Below are 16,624 nucleotides of genomic sequence, written 5' to 3' on the forward strand. Positions count from 1 at the left end.
GCTCCTTCCAGCCGCCGGGCCGAAAAAAGCCGGTGCGGCGGGTCGTGGAGCGTGGTGGCGCGAAGATGAGCGAGAGCCGGAGCGGCTAAAATTCAGGGCAATTTTTGTCGCCCCGCAGGGCCGGCGAGCAGCGCCCGATAACCGCCCTGCATCAGACCGCGTGCTTCCTCGATCAACCGCTGCGTTCGCCTTCGTTCGGACGAGGACTTCCATTCGGCGCCGCGGCCGACCGACAGGCGTGGATAGATGATGAGGCGCGCGACATCATGAGAGGTGACGCCGGCGCCGCCCGGTTCCTGGAGGAGATCGAGAATGGCGAGCATCATGCCGAGGCGGCGCGCCTGATAGGCGGTCGGCAAGAAGCCGGCAGGCGGCGGGCCGGGCCCATCGCCGAGCCACCGATCGAACCGCACAGCCGCCTCGTGGCGCAGGCCGACCAACGAATCGCGCAGGATCAGGTTCGCAAGCGGGACGCCGGGCCTGTCGGTGCGGAGCCACAGGCGGTGCCAGGCCCGGTCGTCGGCGAAGACGAAGTGCCGGCCATCTTCCAGGCGGCGATCGGCGACGACAAGATGGGACGGCGGAACCGCAAAGGCGTCAGCCGCCGGGCATCCCGGCGGCGCCACGTCGAGGATGTTGGTGTAACCGCAGATCGCCGCCGACCAGAGCGCAGGACTTTCGCGCGCCGAGCGGAACGGCGGACATGGGAAAGCAAAGACCCCAACGCCGGGCCATCGCCTCCCGCGCGGCAATATCGCCGCGGCGCCCGCCGGTCATAACGCAGTCATAGTCGCGGACATAAGCAGGGTTGCGGCGCAGAAATTCCTGCGCGAAGCCCGGAAAATCGAGCAGCGCCCGCTGCGTCACCTGTAATCCGGCCGTGCCTGCCACCGTCACCTCCATTGGGATGACGGCAGCATCGCGATCGGAGGATATCGGCCTATTCCAACATCGCGGAAGGCCGATCCCCAGAAATGGGTATCCCGCCCGGCTGCTGCCGGGCGGGATAGGGGGGCTCAATCGCCGCGGCGGGCCTGGCGGTTCCAGACCAGATCATGTTCCTCGCCTTCGCCGGCGAAGAGCTGGGCGAAGATGGGGGCGGCAAATGTCGGATCGTCGAGCTTGACCGACAGATAGGGGCGCTTGTCCTGCGACTTCTTTTCCCAGGCGGCGCCGACTTCGGCCTCGCCGATGAAGACGCGGTGGCTGGGGGCGTTGCCGCTCGGATTGTCTTCCGGAACGATGCGAACCAATTTCGCTTGCACCGAGAGAGTGACGATCTGTCCCCGATACTCGCCGGAAACCTTCTTGAACGTGCCGATCCTGGCCATGATGCTTATCCTTTCCTTGGGCTCGGGCCGCACCAGCGCGGCCTCGATGCGCATCGATGGTCAGCAAGGGGCCGGTGCCGCAGCCGCCAGGCCCGCAGCGCAGCGGAGGACGGACACGGGCCGTCTTTCTTGTCTCGCGAGGAACGGCGGCACGCCGGGGGAAGAAAGTCGGTCATGGCCGTTGCGGCGTTCCGGACCAGCGCAGCGGCTTGCTGACAGATGGCGCATTCCGGGAGGCCGTGCTGGCGTGGCCAGCGACCGGGAAGCGCAGAATGGCCAGGCCGTCCGCGACGAAGAAACACCGGCGGGTCCGGATATCGCGCTATCGAACGGTCGGCTCGTCTCGCATCGCGCCGATTGACGACCGGTCTGCCGCCAGCGACCGCCAACTCGCAGAGGCCGCCGCGACCCCGACAAGAATCGCGAGACAAGTTCGCCAACCGCCGTCGATACCGAGAAGGCCCGCCAGCGCCGTTCCCGCTCCCAGGCCCGCAGCGCCCGCCGGAGCCATGAAAAGCAATCCGATCAGGAGCCGGATATTTGCCGAGGTCGTTCGAGAAAACAGCCACCGCGCTGTCAGATGGAGCCCGATGCCGGTAAGCAGTCCCATCGCAAGTGCTGCGCCCCATCCATATCCTTGATCGCGAAGGAGGTGGAAGGCGCAAAGGCCGAGGCAGACGGGCAAGGCCAAGGACGCCAACCGGAACAGCAGCCCGATCAGATAGAGCGCGGCGATACCGCCGAGGATGATCATCAGCGTCATGGGCGTCGCCCCGCCGGGCGCGCCGACCACGACCTCGACGGCGTGATATGCCCGCCTGTCTCCACAGCAATCGGGCCAGGACAGTGCCGCGAGCGGCGCTGCCCCGGACCGGGATGGACGCGATCAGCGGCCGAAGGGGTCATATTCGCACACGATCGTGTCGGGATCGCCGTCGAACTCGTCGAGCGGCATCACCGAATAGCCTTTGACGGTTTCGATGAGGACGATGATGGTCATCATCGTGCGGGCAAGGTTCCAGCCGAGCGATTGGGCAGTGGAAAGCGGCATGGGTCAAGCTCCTGTCGTTGGGAGCGGGCCATTCCCGCTCGACAGTCGCCCCGCCGGTCGGGGGCAGGCCGCAATCACCGCGAGCGAAGCTGCGGCCGCACGCGGAGCGTAGCGGACCCTTTACGGGTTGATTGAAGGAGGTCTGGCCTCGCACCCAGGGATCAGCGGCATTCGAGCGGGGATGGCCCGCACCCGCGGGCGGCGCCATCCCGCACCTCCGAACCCATGCTGGAAATTGACAAATGACTTACAAGAACGTCATAATGTGGATTATGGCTTATGTGTAAGGCAAAACTTGACTTTTGCGACGATTACGACCAAGGAAAACGAAAGGATGGTCGATGGCCGACGAGACGACAAAAAAAATCCCACGCAGCTATTCGCGCTACACCCGCGAGGCTGTGCGCCTGCTGGGCGGGCTCATTCGCGCCCGGCGGATCGAACGGCGGCTGAGCGTTGAAGACCTCGCGACGCGCAGCGGCGTGTCGCGCGACATGATGCGCCGTATCGAGCAGGGCGACCCGCGCTGCGCCATCGGCCTCGTCTTCGAGGCGGCAGCGATCGTCGGGGTCGCGCTGTTCGACAGCGACCGGGACCGTCTCGCTGGACATCTCGCCGAGCAGGAAACGAAGCTGCGCCTGCTTCCCAAGGCCGTTCACAAGCCGCGATCCGAGGTGAAGGATGACTTCTGACGTCGCGCCAGCCGGCGAAGCCTTCGTCTGGATATGGCTGCCCGGGGCAACCGAGCCGGTCGTCGCGGGCAGGCTCGCGCGCGCGAGCGATAGCCGGCTCACCTTCAACTATGGCCAAAGCTATCTGGCCCGCGCGGATGCCATCGCGATCTACGAGCCCGAATTGCCGCTGCGCGCCGGCCTGATCGAGGCGGCGAGCAAGATGCAGCTGCCAAGCGCGATCCGCGACGGATCGCCCGACGCATGGGGCCGGCGCGTCATCATCAACCGGATCGGCGGGCGCGACGAAGGCGAGCTGGCTCCAGCCGAGCTGGACGAGTTGACCTATCTCCTCGAATCCGGCTCCGACCGCATCGGCATGCTCGATTTCCAGGCGTCGGCCACCGACTATGTACCGCGCCAGCGGCAGAATGCGACGCTCGCCGAACTGATGGAGTCGGCCGAGCGCGTCGAGCGGGGCGTGCCGCTCACGCCCGAGCTCGACCAAGCGCTGCAACATGGCACATCGCTTGGCGGCGCGCGTCCCAAGGCGCTGATCGACGATGGCGCGCGCAAATATATCGCCAAATTTTCTGCGGCAGCCGACATCTATAATGTCGTGAAAGCCGAATATGTCGCGATGCGCCTCGCCGCGCGCGCGGGCCTCGATGTCGCACCGGTCAAGCTTGCGCGCGCGCTCGGCAAGGATGTGTTGCTCGTCGAGCGCTTCGACCGCGCACCCAAGGAGGACGATTGGACCCGGCGCGGCGTGGTGTCGGCGCTCACCCTCCTTGCCCTCGACGAGACCGAGGCGCGTTATGCGAGCTATGAGGATCTCGCGACCGTGATCCGTCACCGGTTCGTCGATCCCGCAGCGACGCTCGCCGAACTTTACGCGCGCATCATATTCAACATTCTGTGCGGCAACACCGACGATCATGCGCGCAACCATGCCGCCTTCTGGGACGGCGGGACGCTGGAGCTTACGCCCGCCTATGACATCTGCCCGCAAGGCCGCACCGGCGGCGAGGCGACGCAGGCGATGCTCATCCTCGGCAACCGGCGGTTCAGCCAATTGTCGCTGTCTCTCGAGGCCGCGCCCGTCTTTCACCTCGACGATGCGCGCGCACGCGCCATCATCGCGGGTCAGCAGGCTGCGATCGAGGCCCATTGGGATGCGGTGTGCGACGAAGCAGCACTCGGCGGCGCCGAGCGCGCGTTCCTGTGGCGGCGGCAGTTCCTCAACCCGTTCGCCTTCGAGGGTTTTGCCGCCGCCCCAGGCTGATCGTGGTCGCAGCATACCCCGATGCAATTGCACAAATCAGGTCGGCCCCGCTCGAAAGCGGGGCCGGCACGGGCCGTCACGACGGCGGGTTCCAGATGATGACCTTCTTCATCGGATCGTCGCCCGGCGCATTGGCGATATTGCCGTAGATGGTGCCGAACTCGGGTGCCGAAAGCGACACCGACACATATTCGGCACCGGTGTTCTGCGAGAAGCGCTTCCAGCCGGCACCGAGCTCAAAGCCGTTCTTGCGGCTGACGATGCGGTAATCGGGCTCGCTGTCCTTGGCTTTGCGACCATTCGAGACGATCGCGATTGGCGCGGTGACGTTGAGGGTGGCGAGCGTGCCTTCGAAGCTGCCGTCCGCCTTGACGGTGAGATTTGCGATGGTGGCCATGATTAAGTCTCCTGGGTTCGATCGGGACCATCCCGATGGCGCTTGCACGAGGGGCCGGGAGCCGCCGTCACCGGAACATCGTGACGGGGAACCCCGAACGGGGTTGACGGCCGGAGGCGATCCGAGGCCCATAGAAAAGCGCCCTAGAGGGGTGGACGATCGACCGGGGAGGCTTGCTGCCGCCGTCATTCATCGGCTATTGGACAAGGGCACTTGTGGCATCGGGCGCTACCTGTCTTTCCGCCACGACGATCCGCTGCAGCTCGGTAGCGCCTTGAAAGCGGCAGGCGCGTTTAAGGGGTCAGAGCTTGTCCTGACTCATTGTTGCCGGGATTGAGGATGCCGCCATGGGCAAATATGATGCGCTTGGGAGCTTTTTGCGAAGGTGGAAAGTCCGCAACGACGCCCCTGGTGTCGAACTGAGCTTTGCCCAGATCGAGAGCATCGTCCGCGGCTTGTTGCCGCGCGCTGCGGCAGACCCGCAATGGTGGTGCATGGACGAGCAGGCCGAGCCTCCCCACCGACGGGCTTGGCGCGAAGCGGGCTTCGATGCGATCGCCGACATGGCGGCCGAGCGTGTCTATTTTCAGCGGCGATAAAGCCCAATCCGGGAATCGGGGTGCATGAATCCCGGCAATACTCGTGATGAAGCGGGCTGGTCCCTCATGGATAGCGGCGACGTCGGTGCTCGGCTTGTCAAGCGAGCGCCGCGCAATTACACGCGGGACCGTGCTCAAGTCGATCGCCCCCGCTCTGGACCGTCTCATGGCCGCGCTCTGCGTCGCATTGCTGATGTTCTATGTGGCAACGCTGCCCGCCAAAGCGGCTGATCAAATCCAGCACGCTCCGGCGCTGATGGTCGCGCACGACCATATTGGTCTGGGCAATTTTTCCGTCGATGCCGTGCACAACAGCGATGACGATCACGCCAATCATACCGATCATCATGGCAGCGTGCCCGACGATGAGGATCAGCCGGGCGATCATCTCGCCGGCGGGCATCACCATCACGGCGACACCGGCCCAAACCTCCTTGTTCCCGACACCGCTTCCGCATCGGCCTTTGCACCGGTTGCCGGTCTCCATGGTATCGGCGAGGATCCGCATATCGCGGGGCTGCGAGCTATTGGACCCGAACGCCCGCCCAGAACCACCTCGCTGAACGCCTGAGTTCCCGCGCCTGCTGACACGGCGTGGGATGTTCCCACGCCTTTCAGCGAGGCTGCTATCACATGTATTCCATATCTCGAGCGCGCTTCGGCGCGCATGCTATCCGCAGGGCCTTGCTCTGCGGGGGCGTCCTGCTGGCTGCCGCCGCGCAGCCCGTTTGGGCGCAAAATCTAAGTCTGGACGACGCACTATCGCGGGTTGCAACCAGCGATCCCGCTATCGTCGCCAATGCCGCTCGCCTCGAAGCCGCGGACGCCGCCATCTTGCAGGCCGATGTTCGGCCACGCGACGTGGTCGGCGCCGATTTCGAGGATTTCGCTGGCACCGGCCCCTATTCTCCGCTGAACCGGTCGCAGACGACCGGCTGGTATGAGCGGACATGGGAGCGCGGCGGAAAACGCGAAGCGCGTATCGGCGCCGCGCGGGCAGATGTTGCCGTCGTCGGCGCCCAGAACAGGGTTCGCCTGCTCGACCGTCTCGCACGCGTCCAAGCGGCGTGGGTGGAGGCCCTTGCCGCCGAAGCCGCGATCCCGGTCGCCGAGACCCGGCTGGCCGACCTCAAGCGCGTCGAACTCGATGTCGTGAAGCGCGTCACCGGCGCGCTCGACCCATGGTTCGCAGCCGAACGCGCACGGACCAATGTCGCGCAGGCCGAGATCGCCGTCGAACAGGCGCGCGAGAATGCCCGCATTGCGCGCGCGAATCTCGCAGCCTGGTGGGGCGGCACGGGTGACTTCAAACTCGATCCAGCCCTGTTCCAATCGTTCGAAGTGACGGTTCCGCCCGGTGGAGACTCGGCGGATGTTGCCGTTCTCGATGCAGAACGGGCCGCAGCCGAAGCGAAAGTGAAGCTCGCGGAGACCGGCAATGTCGCCGATCCGAGCGGCCGGGTCGGGTTTCGTCACTTCGGCGAAGGCAATGATTTTGCCGTCATGGTGGGTGGCTCGATCCCGCTCGGAACCAAGGCTGCCAATCGCGGCAATATCGTCCGGGCCGAGGCCGAACAGCGGGCGATCGAAGCGGACATTGCGGTGACGCGCGTCGAGATCGGCCGAGAGATCGACCGGCTCGTTGCCGAGCGAGGCCTGATCGCGGCGGAAATCAAACGGATCGATGCCGAGGTGTTGCCAAGCGCCAGCCGCGCCGTTCGCCTCATCCAGGACGGGCTCGCCCGTGGCGGCACCGCTTTCACGTTCCTCGAATTCAGCCAGGCGCAGACAGCCTTGAGCGAAGCGCGTTCGCGCCGCGTCGAGCTGCTGCGCCGCTTTCACCTTCTGGGCGTGCGGCTCGACCGGCTCACCGGCCGCCATGCGCCCCTTCTCGCGACGATGGAGACTGCGCGATGAACAAGAAACATTTGATACTGGCCTTGCCCTTGCTTGCCATCGCGCTGCTCGCTTCGTGCAGCGACAGCCCAGCAACCAAGGAGGGCGGCGAAGAGACGGCCGCCGCCGGAGAGTATGAGCGCGGCCCACACCGTGGACGCATGCTGCGCGACGGCGATTTCGCCCTTGAGATTACAATCTTCGAGGACGGCGTCGATCCCGAGTTCCGCGTCTACGCCTATCGGGGCGACAAGCCGGTCAAACCGGGCGAGGTCCAGCTGTCGATGCAGCTCGTCCGCCTGGGGGGCAAGATCGACACGTTCGCCTTTACCCCGCAGGAGGATTTCCTGCGCGGCAGCGGCGTTGTCACCGAGCCGCACAGCTTCGATGTCCGCGTCGCTGCGGCGGAAGGTGGGCGAAACCATAAATGGTCCTACCAGTCCTATGAAGGCCGCACGGTGATCGATGCCGCGGCCGCAAAAGCCGGCGGGATCAAGACCGAGGCGGCGGGCCCCGCGACGGTGAGCGATCTGATCGACATGGGCGGGCGGATCGAGATCACGCCCGAGGGCAAGGCCGATGTTCGTGCCCGTCTGCCCGGACTGATCGTCTCGCTCAGCGGCAAGCTCGGACAGCAAGTCCGACGCGGCCAAGTGCTGGCCCGGGTGGAATCGAGCCATTCGCTTCAGGTCTATACGGTCACCGCGCCGATCAGCGGCACGATCGTCGAGAAGAATGTCAATGTCGGCGACACCACTGGCGATCGCGCGCTTTTCGTCATTGCCGACCCGACGCGGCTCCATGCCGAATTCTTCGTATATCCGCGCGATGCCGAGCGCATCGGCGTCGGCCAGCCGGTGACGCTCAAGAGCCTTTCGGGCGAAGGGCAGTTCGCCGGCGAAGTCGAGGCGGTGCTTCCGACCGCCGATGTCGCGAGCCAGACGATGATGGCGCATGTCCATCTGCCTCCGGCAGCGTCGCGCGAGTTCCGGCCGGGCATGGGGGTCGAGGGCAGCTTTGCGGTCGCGCAGACGAATGCGCCGATCGCAGTGCGGACAAAGGCGATCCAGCGCTTCCGCGATTTCGAGGTGGTCTTCGCCAAGGTCGGCAACACCTATGAGGTGCGGATGCTCGAAATAGGGCGCCGCACGCCCGAATGGACCGAAGTGCTCGGCGGGCTCGCGCCCGGCGAGGTCTATGTTACCGACGGCGCCTTTCTGATCCGCGCCGACATCGAGAAATCGGGGGCCAGCCATGACCACTGATAGTACCAACCCGCCGGGCCAGCTTCCCTTGCTCGAGCGGATGATCGCCGGTGCGATCCGGTTCCGCTGGGCCGTCCTCTCGGTCGTACTCCTCCTGTGCGCGATCGGCGTCTGGAGCTTCCAGCGGCTGCCGATCGACGCCACGCCGGACATCACCAACGTCCAGGTCCAGATCAACACGTCGGCACCGGGCTTCTCGCCGCTCGAAGCCGAGCAGCGCGTGACCTTCCCGGTCGAGACGGCAATCGCCGGCCTGCCCGGACTCAAATATACGCGCTCGATCTCGCGCTACGGCCTCAGTCAGGTCACGGTCGTGTTCGAGGATGGTACGAGCATCTACTTCGCACGTCAGCTCATCAACGAACGACTCCAGACCGCGCGCGAGCAGCTTCCACCGGGCATTTCGCCCGAAATGGGGCCGATCGCGACCGGGCTCGGCGAGATCTTCATGTACACATTGGAGGCCGAACCGGGCGCGAAGAAACCAGATGGCAGCCCTTATACGGCCGAAGATCTGCGCACCTTGCAGGACTGGGTCATCCGGCCGCAGCTGCGCAACACGCCGGGGGTGACCGAGGTCAACAGTATCGGCGGCTATGAACGCCAATATCATGTGACCCCGATCCCGGCGCGGCTCTCGGCCTATGGCCTGGCACTCGACGATGTGGTTCGTGCTCTGGAGCGCAACAACGACAATCGCGGCGCGGGCTATGTCGAGCGCTATGGCGAGCAATATCTGGTCCGCACCCCGGGGCAGGCGGCGGGGATCGACGATCTGAAGTCGATTATCGTCAGCAATCGCAACGGAATTCCGGTCCGAGTTGCCGATGTCGCCGACATCGGTCTCGGTGAAGAGCTGCGGACCGGCGCTGCGACCGAGAACGGCCGTGAGGTCGTCCTGGCAACCGTGATGATGCTGGCCGGCGAGAATAGCCGTGTCGTCGCACGCGCTGCGGCGGAGCGGCTGGAGGTAGCGGCAAAGGCGCTCCCCGCGGGCGTGAAGGCCGTGCCGATCTACGACCGCACCGACCTCGTCGAGCGGGCGATCTGGACCGTCGAGAAAAATCTTCTCGAAGGTGCCCTGCTCGTTATCGTCGTGCTGTTCCTGCTGCTCGGCAATGTTCGCGCGGCGCTGATCACAGCCGCGGTCATTCCGATCACCATGCTGATGACGATCACCGGCATGGTGCGCGGCGGCGTGTCGGGGAATCTGATGAGCCTCGGTGCACTTGATTTCGGCCTGATCGTCGATGGTGCGGTGATCATCGTCGAAAATTGTCTGCGCCGCTTCGGCGAAGCACAGCATAGGCTCGGCCGGTTGCTCGACCGGGGCGAGCGATTCACGCTCGCCGCCTCGGCGACGTCGGAGGTGATCCGCCCGTCGCTGTTCGGCGTGCTGATCATCGCGCTCGTCTATGTTCCGATCTTCGCCCTGACCGGCGTCGAGGGGAAGATGTTCCATCCGATGGCGATCACCGTCGTGATGGCGCTGACTGCTGCCCTCATCCTCTCGCTTACGTTCGTGCCGGCGGCGATCGCGCTGTTCGTTACGGGCAAGGTCGAGGAGAAGGAAAGCCGGCTGATGGGCTGGGCGCGACGCGCCTATGCTCCCGCACTCGACAAGGCGATGAAACTTCGCTTCGCCTTCGTCGCAGCAGCAGTAGGCCTTGTGCTTATCTCGGGTTTTGCGGCGAGCCGCATGGGGTCCGAGTTCGTGCCGAACCTCGACGAGGGCGATATCGCGCTGCACGCCCTCCGCATCCCCGGCACCAGCCTGTCGCAGGCCGTCGGGATGCAAACTGCGCTCGAAGCGCGGATCAAGCAGTTCCCGGAAGTCGACCGGGTGGTCGCAAAGATCGGCACGGCGGAAGTCGCGACCGATCCGATGCCGCCCTCGGTCGCCGATACCTTCATTATCCTGAAGGATCGCAAGGACTGGCCCGATCCGAGAAAGCCGAAGACCGAGCTCGTCCGCGAAATGCAGGCGGCGGTCGCGAAGATACCCGGCAACAATTACGAGTTCACCCAGCCGATCCAGATGCGGTTCAACGAGCTCCTCTCGGGAGTTCGCGCCGACGTTGCGATCAAAATATTCGGCGACGATCTCGATACACTGCTCGAAGTCGGGCGGCAGGTCGAGGGCGTCGTCGCAGGGATCGACGGAGCGGCGGATGTCAGCGTCGAGCAGGTAACCGGGCTGCCGGTGCTGCAGATCACGCCCGATCGAGCGGCGCTCGCCCGGTTTGGTCTGAATGTCGGCGACATTCAGGACACCGTTGCGGTATCGATCGGCGGTGTCGAGGCCGGGCAGATATTCGAAGGTGACCGGCGTTTCCCGATCATCGTCCGGCTGCCCGAGAGCGTTCGCGAGCGGGTCGACGAGATCGGCCGTCTGCGCATTCCGCTCCCCGCCAACAGCTTCTCGCCCGACGTGACGCTGGGCGGGGCGCCCGAGGCGGGGCTGCGCGGTTTCGTGCCGCTCGCCGATGTCGCGAAGGTCGAGGTCGTGATCGGTCCCAACCAGATCAGCCGCGAGGATGGCAAGCGCCGGGTCGTGGTCACAGCCAATGTGCGCGGCCGCGATCTTGGCTCCTTCATCGAGGAACTGCGCGCCAAGGTCGATGGCGAGGTCGAAGTGCCGCCCGGCTACTGGATCAGCTATGGCGGCACCTTCGAGCAGCTGATCTCGGCGGCGAAGCGCCTCCAGATCGTGGTGCCTGCGGCGTTGCTCCTGATCGTCGGACTGCTGTACGCGCTTTTCCGCTCGGGCAAGGACGCGGCGATCGTCTTTTCGGGTGTGCCGCTGGCACTCACCGGAGGCGTCGCCGCGCTCCTCATTCGCGGGATGCCGTTGTCGATCTCGGCGGGCGTCGGTTTCATCGCGCTCTCGGGCGTCGCGGTGCTCAACGGCGTCGTGATGCTGAGCTTCATCCGCCAGCTTCGCGAAAGCGGGGCGAATCTCGAAGACGCAATCCGCGAAGGCGCGCTCACCCGCCTCCGCCCCGTGCTGATGACCGCGCTGGTGGCGAGCCTCGGCTTCGTGCCGATGGCGTTCAATGTCGGGGCGGGCGCCGAAGTGCAGCGACCGCTGGCGACGGTGGTGATCGGCGGGATCGTCTCCTCGACGATCCTCACCCTGCTCGTGCTGCCGGCGCTCTACCGCATGGTTCATGGGCGTAAGCCGAAGGGGGATGCGGCTTCGCCCGCATCCACGTCCGAACCGCTACCTGCCTGACCTTGATACCCCGCGCGCTTCGCGCGCGCGGGATCTTCCCATTCACGGAGAATATTCGCATGTTCGCAGCACAGTTCGCCCCGCCAGGGACGACCACTCGGAGGCTCCTGCTTGCGCTGAGCCTGATCCTTCTTATCCTCGCCGCCGGCGCCGACGCTTGGGCCCACAATGTCGCCGAGGGCGACAAGGGCTATATCCAGGAAAGCAGCGGCATCCTCTTCTGGCCCTTCGTCTATCTCGGTGCCAAGCATATGGTCTCCGGCTACGACCATCTGCTCTTCCTGTTCGGCGTCATCTTCTTCCTCTACCGGATGAAGGACATCGGCCTCTACGTGACGCTGTTCGCGATCGGCCACTCGACGACGATGCTGTTCGGCGTGCTCACCGGGACCAGCGCCAACGCCTATGTCATCGACGCGATCATCGGCCTGTCGGTCGTCTATAAGGCGCTCGACAATCTCGGCGCCTATCAGCGCTGGTTCGGCTTCCAGCCGAACACCAAGGCCGCGACGTTGATCTTCGGCTTTTTCCACGGCTTCGGCCTCGCCACCAAGATCATCGAGTTCGAGATCGCCAATGAAGGACTGATCCCCAACCTCCTCGCCTTCAATATCGGAGTCGAGATCGGGCAGCTGCTCGCGCTCGGGACCATCCTTATTCTCATGGGCTTCTGGCGCCGCACCCCCAGCTTCATGCGCCACGCCTTCGCCGTCAATGTGCTGCTGATGACCGCGGGCTTCGTGCTCGTGGGCTACCAGCTTGCCGGCTACGCCATCAGCTGATTCAAAGGAAATCCATCATGTTCAACAGCCAGAAACCCCGCCTCGAAGATCTGCCGACCACCGGCCAGCTTCTTCGCGCCACCGCTCTTGCCATCGTCGCTGCCGGCGCGATCCTCATCGCCGTCGTTCTCCCCAGCGAATATGCAATCGACCCGACCGGAGTCGGCCGCCAGCTCGGTCTTACCCAGATGGGCGAAGTCAAGACGCAGCTCGCCGAAGAGGCCGCGCGCGGCGCCGCGAACGCAGCCGCCGCCCCCGTTATCGCCATCGCCGAAGGGTCCGGGAAAAAAGCGTCGCCGCCGACGACGGGCGCCGTCCAGCGATCCGACGTCACAAAGCTCACGCTCGCGCCCGGCCAGGGCGCCGAGGTCAAGGCCGTGATGGCGAAGGACGCGAAGATCGCCTTCGACTGGTCGGTCGAGGGCGGTCATGTCAATTTCGACACCCACGCCGACGCGCCGGGCGTCGACTATCATAGCTATGGCAAGGGCAAGCAATCGACCGGAGAAAAGGGCGAACTTGTCGCCGCCTTCGACGGCAAGCACGGCTGGTTCTGGCGCAACCGCTCGGGCGCGCCCGTGACGATTACGCTGCGCACCGAAGGCGCCTATACAGACATCCGTCGCGTCGCCTGACGCGGCACCGGACCTCCGGTCGGCACGCGCGGCCGGAGGTTCCAACGAGGGTCTATCCTATGCTCGACGTGCTTGCGAACCGCACCTATCGCCACCTCTTCCTCGCGCAGATCATCGCGCTCGTCGGGACCGGACTCGCGACCGTTGCGCTCGGACTGCTCGCCTACGAGATCGCAGGTGCGAAGGCCGGCGCGGTGCTCGGCACGGCGATGGCGATCAAGATGGTGGCCTACATCGGCGTCGCGCCCGTCGTCGGCGCCTATGCGAACCGGCTGCCGCGCAAGGCTTTCCTGATCTCGATGGACGTCGCGCGCGGGCTGATCGCCCTCGCCCTGCCCTTTGTCGACCAGGTCTGGCAGATTTACGTGCTGATTTTCATCCTTCAGTCGGCGTCGGCCGGGTTCACGCCGACCTTCCAGGCGACGATCCCCGACGTGCTCCCCGAGGAGAAGGATTATACCAAGGCGCTGTCGCTCTCACGCCTCGCTTATGACATGGAGAGCCTCGCGAGCCCGGTGCTTGCCGCGGCGCTCCTCGGAATCATGAACTTCCACTGGCTCTTCTCGGGCACCGCGGCCGGTTTCGCGGCCTCGGCGCTGCTCGTGCTGTCGGTAACCTTGCCGCGAACCGGAGCCAAGGCGGAGACCCGCGGCATCTACGACAAGACGACGCGCGGCATCCGCCAATATCTGAAGACGCCGCGCCTGCGCGGCCTTCTTGCCGTCACCCTCGCGGCCGCCGCCGCAAGCGCAATGGTCATCGTCAACACGCCGGTGCTGGTGCGCGGCGCGCTCGGCCTCGGGCAAAGCGAGGTCGCGATCACCCTCGCCGCTTTCGGCGGGGGCTCGATGATCGCGGCGCTCCTCCTTCCCCGCCTGCTCGACCGCATCGCTGACCGCAGCATCATGATTGCGGCGGCACTCTCCATGACCATGGTGCTCGCGGCCCTCGCCATCGCTTGGCGGTTCACCGACGAGACCAGTCATTGGCCCATCATCCTCGGCGGCTGGTTCGCGCTCGGCCTGAGCTATGCGGCGAGCATCACACCGGGCGGGCGGTTGCTGCGCCGCTCCTCGGGCGCCGACGATCGTCCCGCGCTGTTCGCGGCCCAGTTCGCGCTGAGCCATGTCTGCTGGCTCATCGCCTATCCGCTCGCCGGACAGGTCGGCGCTCGCGCCGGCATGGAGATGGCGCTCGGAGCGAGTGCTGCGCTCGCCTTTATCGGCACGCTGGTTGCGGTCCGCATCTGGCCGCGTGAGGATCCCGATGTGATCGCGCACAGCCACGACGACCTCCCGGACGGGCACCCGCATCTTGTCGAAGGGCACGCCAAAGGTGCCGCGACGCATGGCTTTGTTGTCGATGAGTTGCACCCGAACTGGCCGGGTCGCCAATAAAGGCTGGAACGTAAGGCTCCGATGATCGGCTGAATGCCGATGGTTCGATGATGTGACCGAGTAAGGCCGACGGCGACTTGTGCGCTCAGGCGGCTTCCGTCCGCCGGAAGGCGCACCAGCAAAAATGCTGCACACTTCCCCAAGGAGTGACATGATCTTCCTGCCAGTCGCCGGCGATTTCGAACGGGGGGCCGAATTCAGCGGCAAGCATCTCGGGATCGTAGCGCCGGACGGGAAGTCCGCTGCACCGCTCCGGGCCATCAAGCGCAAATGTGGCGATGATGAGCGTACCACCGGGCTTGAGCGCCTGTAGCAATGTCTTGCGATAGGCGTCGCGCTGCCACTGCTCGGTAAGAAAATGAAACACGGCGCGGTCATGCCAGATGTCGAACGTGCGCGCAGGGTTCCATGCCGTCACATCGGCGACTTGCCAATCGACTTCGTCCCGCGCCTCACCCAATCGCTCGCGAGCAGCATCCAGCGCGGACGCCGCAATATCGAGAATGGTAATGTCGCGAAATCCGCGCGCCAGCAACGCAGCGGGGAGCCGCGATGCCCCGCCGCCGACATCGACGATCGAGGCGTCCGCACCTAGGCCCATGCGATCGAGCGCGACAAGCGACATCGCGGGCTCGGATTGGTGCCAGCTGACGTCCTCAGGCACCTTGCTGCGATAGACGCCGTTCCAGTGCTCCGATTCCGTGCCCATTTTTTAGCCTTGCAGCGGTAAACCGGTAACGAGGTTGGAGCATCTCATTCGTTTCGTCCAGCTCGACCGGTGTCCGTCATCTTTGCCGGGACGGCCGGCGCAAGGGTGCTCACGCGGTAACGGACGGTGTTTTCGAAGAAACGGATCGACGACTTTACAGGGCAAAGCAGAGCGAACCGAACCGGGTGAACGCGACCGCGCATTAACGACATTTGGCCGATTTCTGTCGGTCGGCTTTGGGACGAAAAATTGGAAAGAAGACACCTGCAAAGCTTTGCTCCGCGTCTAAAGAACTTGCCAAATTCCAGTCTACTGAGCGCTATAACGCTCGGAAAGCTTAGTCAGATGCGCGTTAGGTCCAAGAATGTCAGACGGTTCGCGACAAAAAAGCTCATGCTGATAAGAGGGCGCATTCGCCCGCATGGCCTCGTCTAGAACAGTCGTAACCACTTCCACACCGAGCGACTGCAAAGCGCCCCTGGCACCAGCGAAGCGACAATTCAACGCAGCAAGGACCTGGCCTCGCCGCAACCCGTACAATGCTAGATCCGGAGTTGGAATTTCGCCTGTCCAATCATCCAGGATTGCTGCAATCAGAGCGCTCGATACGGCGTCCCCGGCACCGGCGGAGTCGACCACCCCTTCAATCAGCACTGCAGGAAGGTGGTGGAACTCTGAATCTTCCGCTCCGCCAAGCCGGACATCCAATCCTCGACGGCCATCCGTCAAAATCTGAATTGGGCTCGAATAGCGAAGCCGACCCCCGAACTCGTGCGCTCGTTGGGCAGAGATTTTCAGGATATCGACGAACGGCTCTACGTCAGTCATCGAGATGTCGCCCGAAATATCCGACGGCTCGAAGAAAGTGATCGCGCCGTTTTCCTTCAACTGTCTGGCAAGGTCGATAATCCCCGGAGACAGACGGTCGAAGTAAAAAACCTTTGGAGCGAGCAGCTTGGCTGCGTGAATGTCTAAGGGATCAGGCGGGCTGTAACGCGGCAGCCGTGCTCCTGTTTCAGGGTCATTCAACAAGAAACGGTGATCTCGCGGCCCTTCAAGTATCTCGTGGATTACGACCGGCGTCTCCGTCCGGCTGTCACGCCTGAGGAGATGGGGCCGAACTCCGGCGCGAACGAGGTCATCGATTACCGCAGCGGCTTCAGCATCCGCTCCGAGCTTGGCGACCAAAGCCACGTCGTTCCCAAAGCTTGCGAGGGTCGCTGCAACGTTACCGCATGAACCCCCAGCGGCGAGCGATGCGCCCTTTCTGCCGGGGCGCCAGATCACGTCGAGCGCAACGAACCCTGTTGCAAGAATGTCTGGATCGGTCACGACCGCGGAGTCTCCTTTGCGGTAGGTGCCAAACAACTA

The 16,624-nt window shown here is 64.7% G+C and carries 18 protein-coding genes; 9 read left to right on the forward strand and 9 right to left on the reverse strand.

Going from position 1 to position 16,624, the window contains the following annotated elements; genetic code table 11:
- Nucleotides 1-92: 92 nt before the first annotated feature.
- The 5 genes from ATE67_RS18615 to ATE67_RS21765 all read right to left on the reverse strand — a co-directional run bounded on the left by ATE67_RS18615 (nucleotide 93) and on the right by ATE67_RS21765 (nucleotide 2,382).
- The gene (locus ATE67_RS18615; RefSeq protein WP_231728227.1) at nucleotides 93-626 is read right to left on the reverse strand and encodes a DUF2285 domain-containing protein; all 534 of its coding nucleotides are present in this window, start codon (nucleotides 624-626) and stop codon (nucleotides 93-95) included.
- Nucleotides 598-891 (reverse strand): transcriptional regulator domain-containing protein, encoded by a 294-nt coding sequence (locus tag ATE67_RS21760; RefSeq protein ID WP_197411994.1) that lies wholly within the window; start codon nucleotides 889-891, stop codon nucleotides 598-600. Before ATE67_RS21760 ends, ATE67_RS18615 begins: the two co-directional genes overlap by 29 nt.
- Nucleotides 892-1,016: 125 nt before the next feature.
- Entirely contained in the window at nucleotides 1,017-1,331 is a 315-nt protein-coding gene (locus ATE67_RS18625; protein ID WP_058818212.1) for a DUF736 domain-containing protein, read from the reverse strand.
- A 322-nt stretch (nucleotides 1,332-1,653) separates the two neighbouring features.
- Nucleotides 1,654-2,094, reverse strand: a complete 441-nt coding sequence (locus tag ATE67_RS18630) for a hypothetical protein (RefSeq protein ID WP_156417108.1) — start codon at nucleotides 2,092-2,094, stop codon at nucleotides 1,654-1,656.
- Nucleotides 2,095-2,217: 123 nt separating this feature from the next.
- On the reverse strand, nucleotides 2,218-2,382 hold the full coding sequence (locus ATE67_RS21765; protein WP_170935594.1) for a hypothetical protein: 165 nt from the start codon (nucleotides 2,380-2,382) through the stop codon (nucleotides 2,218-2,220).
- Nucleotides 2,383-2,723: 341 nt separating this feature from the next.
- On the opposite strand from ATE67_RS21765, the gene ATE67_RS18635 reads away from it, so the two are divergent.
- Nucleotides 2,724-3,074 (forward strand): helix-turn-helix domain-containing protein, encoded by a 351-nt coding sequence (locus tag ATE67_RS18635; protein ID WP_058818151.1) that lies wholly within the window; start codon nucleotides 2,724-2,726, stop codon nucleotides 3,072-3,074.
- Complete coding sequence (locus ATE67_RS18640) at nucleotides 3,064-4,338, forward strand: type II toxin-antitoxin system HipA family toxin (protein WP_058818152.1); 1,275 nt, start codon at nucleotides 3,064-3,066, stop codon at nucleotides 4,336-4,338. Before ATE67_RS18635 ends, ATE67_RS18640 begins: the two co-directional genes overlap by 11 nt.
- 76 nt (nucleotides 4,339-4,414) lie before the next feature.
- Here the strand turns inward: ATE67_RS18640 and ATE67_RS18645 are convergent, their stop codons facing one another.
- Nucleotides 4,415-4,735: a DUF736 domain-containing protein gene (locus tag ATE67_RS18645; protein WP_058818153.1), complete on the reverse strand. Its 321-nt coding sequence runs from the start codon at nucleotides 4,733-4,735 to the stop codon at nucleotides 4,415-4,417.
- Nucleotides 4,736-5,028: 293 nt separating this feature from the next.
- Nucleotides 5,029-5,472, reverse strand: a complete 444-nt coding sequence (locus ATE67_RS21510) for a hypothetical protein (RefSeq protein WP_156417109.1) — start codon at nucleotides 5,470-5,472, stop codon at nucleotides 5,029-5,031.
- Between ATE67_RS21510 and ATE67_RS18655 the strand changes: the two genes are divergently transcribed.
- The 7 genes from ATE67_RS18655 (at nucleotide 5,465) to ATE67_RS18685 (ending at nucleotide 14,544) form a co-directional block, all read left to right on the forward strand.
- Nucleotides 5,465-5,905 carry a hypothetical protein gene (locus ATE67_RS18655; protein WP_141134012.1) on the forward strand — a complete coding sequence of 147 codons (441 nt, stop codon included), beginning with the start codon at nucleotides 5,465-5,467 and terminating at the stop codon, nucleotides 5,903-5,905. The two genes, ATE67_RS21510 and ATE67_RS18655, sit on opposite strands and share 8 nt — an antisense overlap.
- A 62-nt stretch (nucleotides 5,906-5,967) precedes the next feature.
- Nucleotides 5,968-7,251, forward strand: a complete 1,284-nt coding sequence (locus ATE67_RS18660; RefSeq protein WP_058818156.1) for a TolC family protein — start codon at nucleotides 5,968-5,970, stop codon at nucleotides 7,249-7,251.
- Nucleotides 7,248-8,495 carry an efflux RND transporter periplasmic adaptor subunit gene (locus ATE67_RS18665; RefSeq protein ID WP_058818157.1) on the forward strand — a complete coding sequence of 416 codons (1,248 nt, stop codon included), beginning with the start codon at nucleotides 7,248-7,250 and terminating at the stop codon, nucleotides 8,493-8,495. The genes ATE67_RS18660 and ATE67_RS18665 overlap by 4 nt, the downstream gene beginning before the upstream one ends.
- Nucleotides 8,485-11,730 carry an efflux RND transporter permease subunit gene (locus ATE67_RS18670; RefSeq protein WP_058818158.1) on the forward strand — a complete coding sequence of 1,082 codons (3,246 nt, stop codon included), beginning with the start codon at nucleotides 8,485-8,487 and terminating at the stop codon, nucleotides 11,728-11,730. The genes ATE67_RS18665 and ATE67_RS18670 overlap by 11 nt, the downstream gene beginning before the upstream one ends.
- A gap of 59 nt (nucleotides 11,731-11,789) precedes the next feature.
- On the forward strand, nucleotides 11,790-12,512 hold the full coding sequence (locus ATE67_RS18675) for a HupE/UreJ family protein (protein WP_058818159.1): 723 nt from the start codon (nucleotides 11,790-11,792) through the stop codon (nucleotides 12,510-12,512).
- Between the two features lie 17 nt (nucleotides 12,513-12,529).
- Complete coding sequence (locus ATE67_RS18680) at nucleotides 12,530-13,147, forward strand: hypothetical protein (RefSeq protein ID WP_058818160.1); 618 nt, start codon at nucleotides 12,530-12,532, stop codon at nucleotides 13,145-13,147.
- A gap of 59 nt (nucleotides 13,148-13,206) precedes the next feature.
- A complete protein-coding gene (locus ATE67_RS18685) occupies nucleotides 13,207-14,544 on the forward strand; it encodes an MFS transporter (RefSeq protein WP_058818161.1) in 1,338 nt (445 codons plus the stop codon).
- An 85-nt stretch (nucleotides 14,545-14,629) separates the two neighbouring features.
- On the opposite strand, the gene ATE67_RS18690 is transcribed toward ATE67_RS18685, so the two are convergent.
- Both ATE67_RS18690 and ATE67_RS18695 read right to left on the reverse strand, forming a co-directional pair.
- Entirely contained in the window at nucleotides 14,630-15,169 is a 540-nt protein-coding gene (locus ATE67_RS18690; protein ID WP_197411995.1) for a class I SAM-dependent methyltransferase, read from the reverse strand.
- Nucleotides 15,170-15,562: 393 nt separating this feature from the next.
- Nucleotides 15,563-16,585, reverse strand: a complete 1,023-nt coding sequence (locus tag ATE67_RS18695; protein ID WP_170935595.1) for a carbohydrate kinase family protein — start codon at nucleotides 16,583-16,585, stop codon at nucleotides 15,563-15,565.
- Nucleotides 16,586-16,624 lie beyond the last annotated feature (39 nt).

It is taken from the genome of Sphingopyxis sp. H050, from assembly GCF_001468265.1.
GTDB lineage: Bacteria > Pseudomonadota > Alphaproteobacteria > Sphingomonadales > Sphingomonadaceae > Sphingopyxis.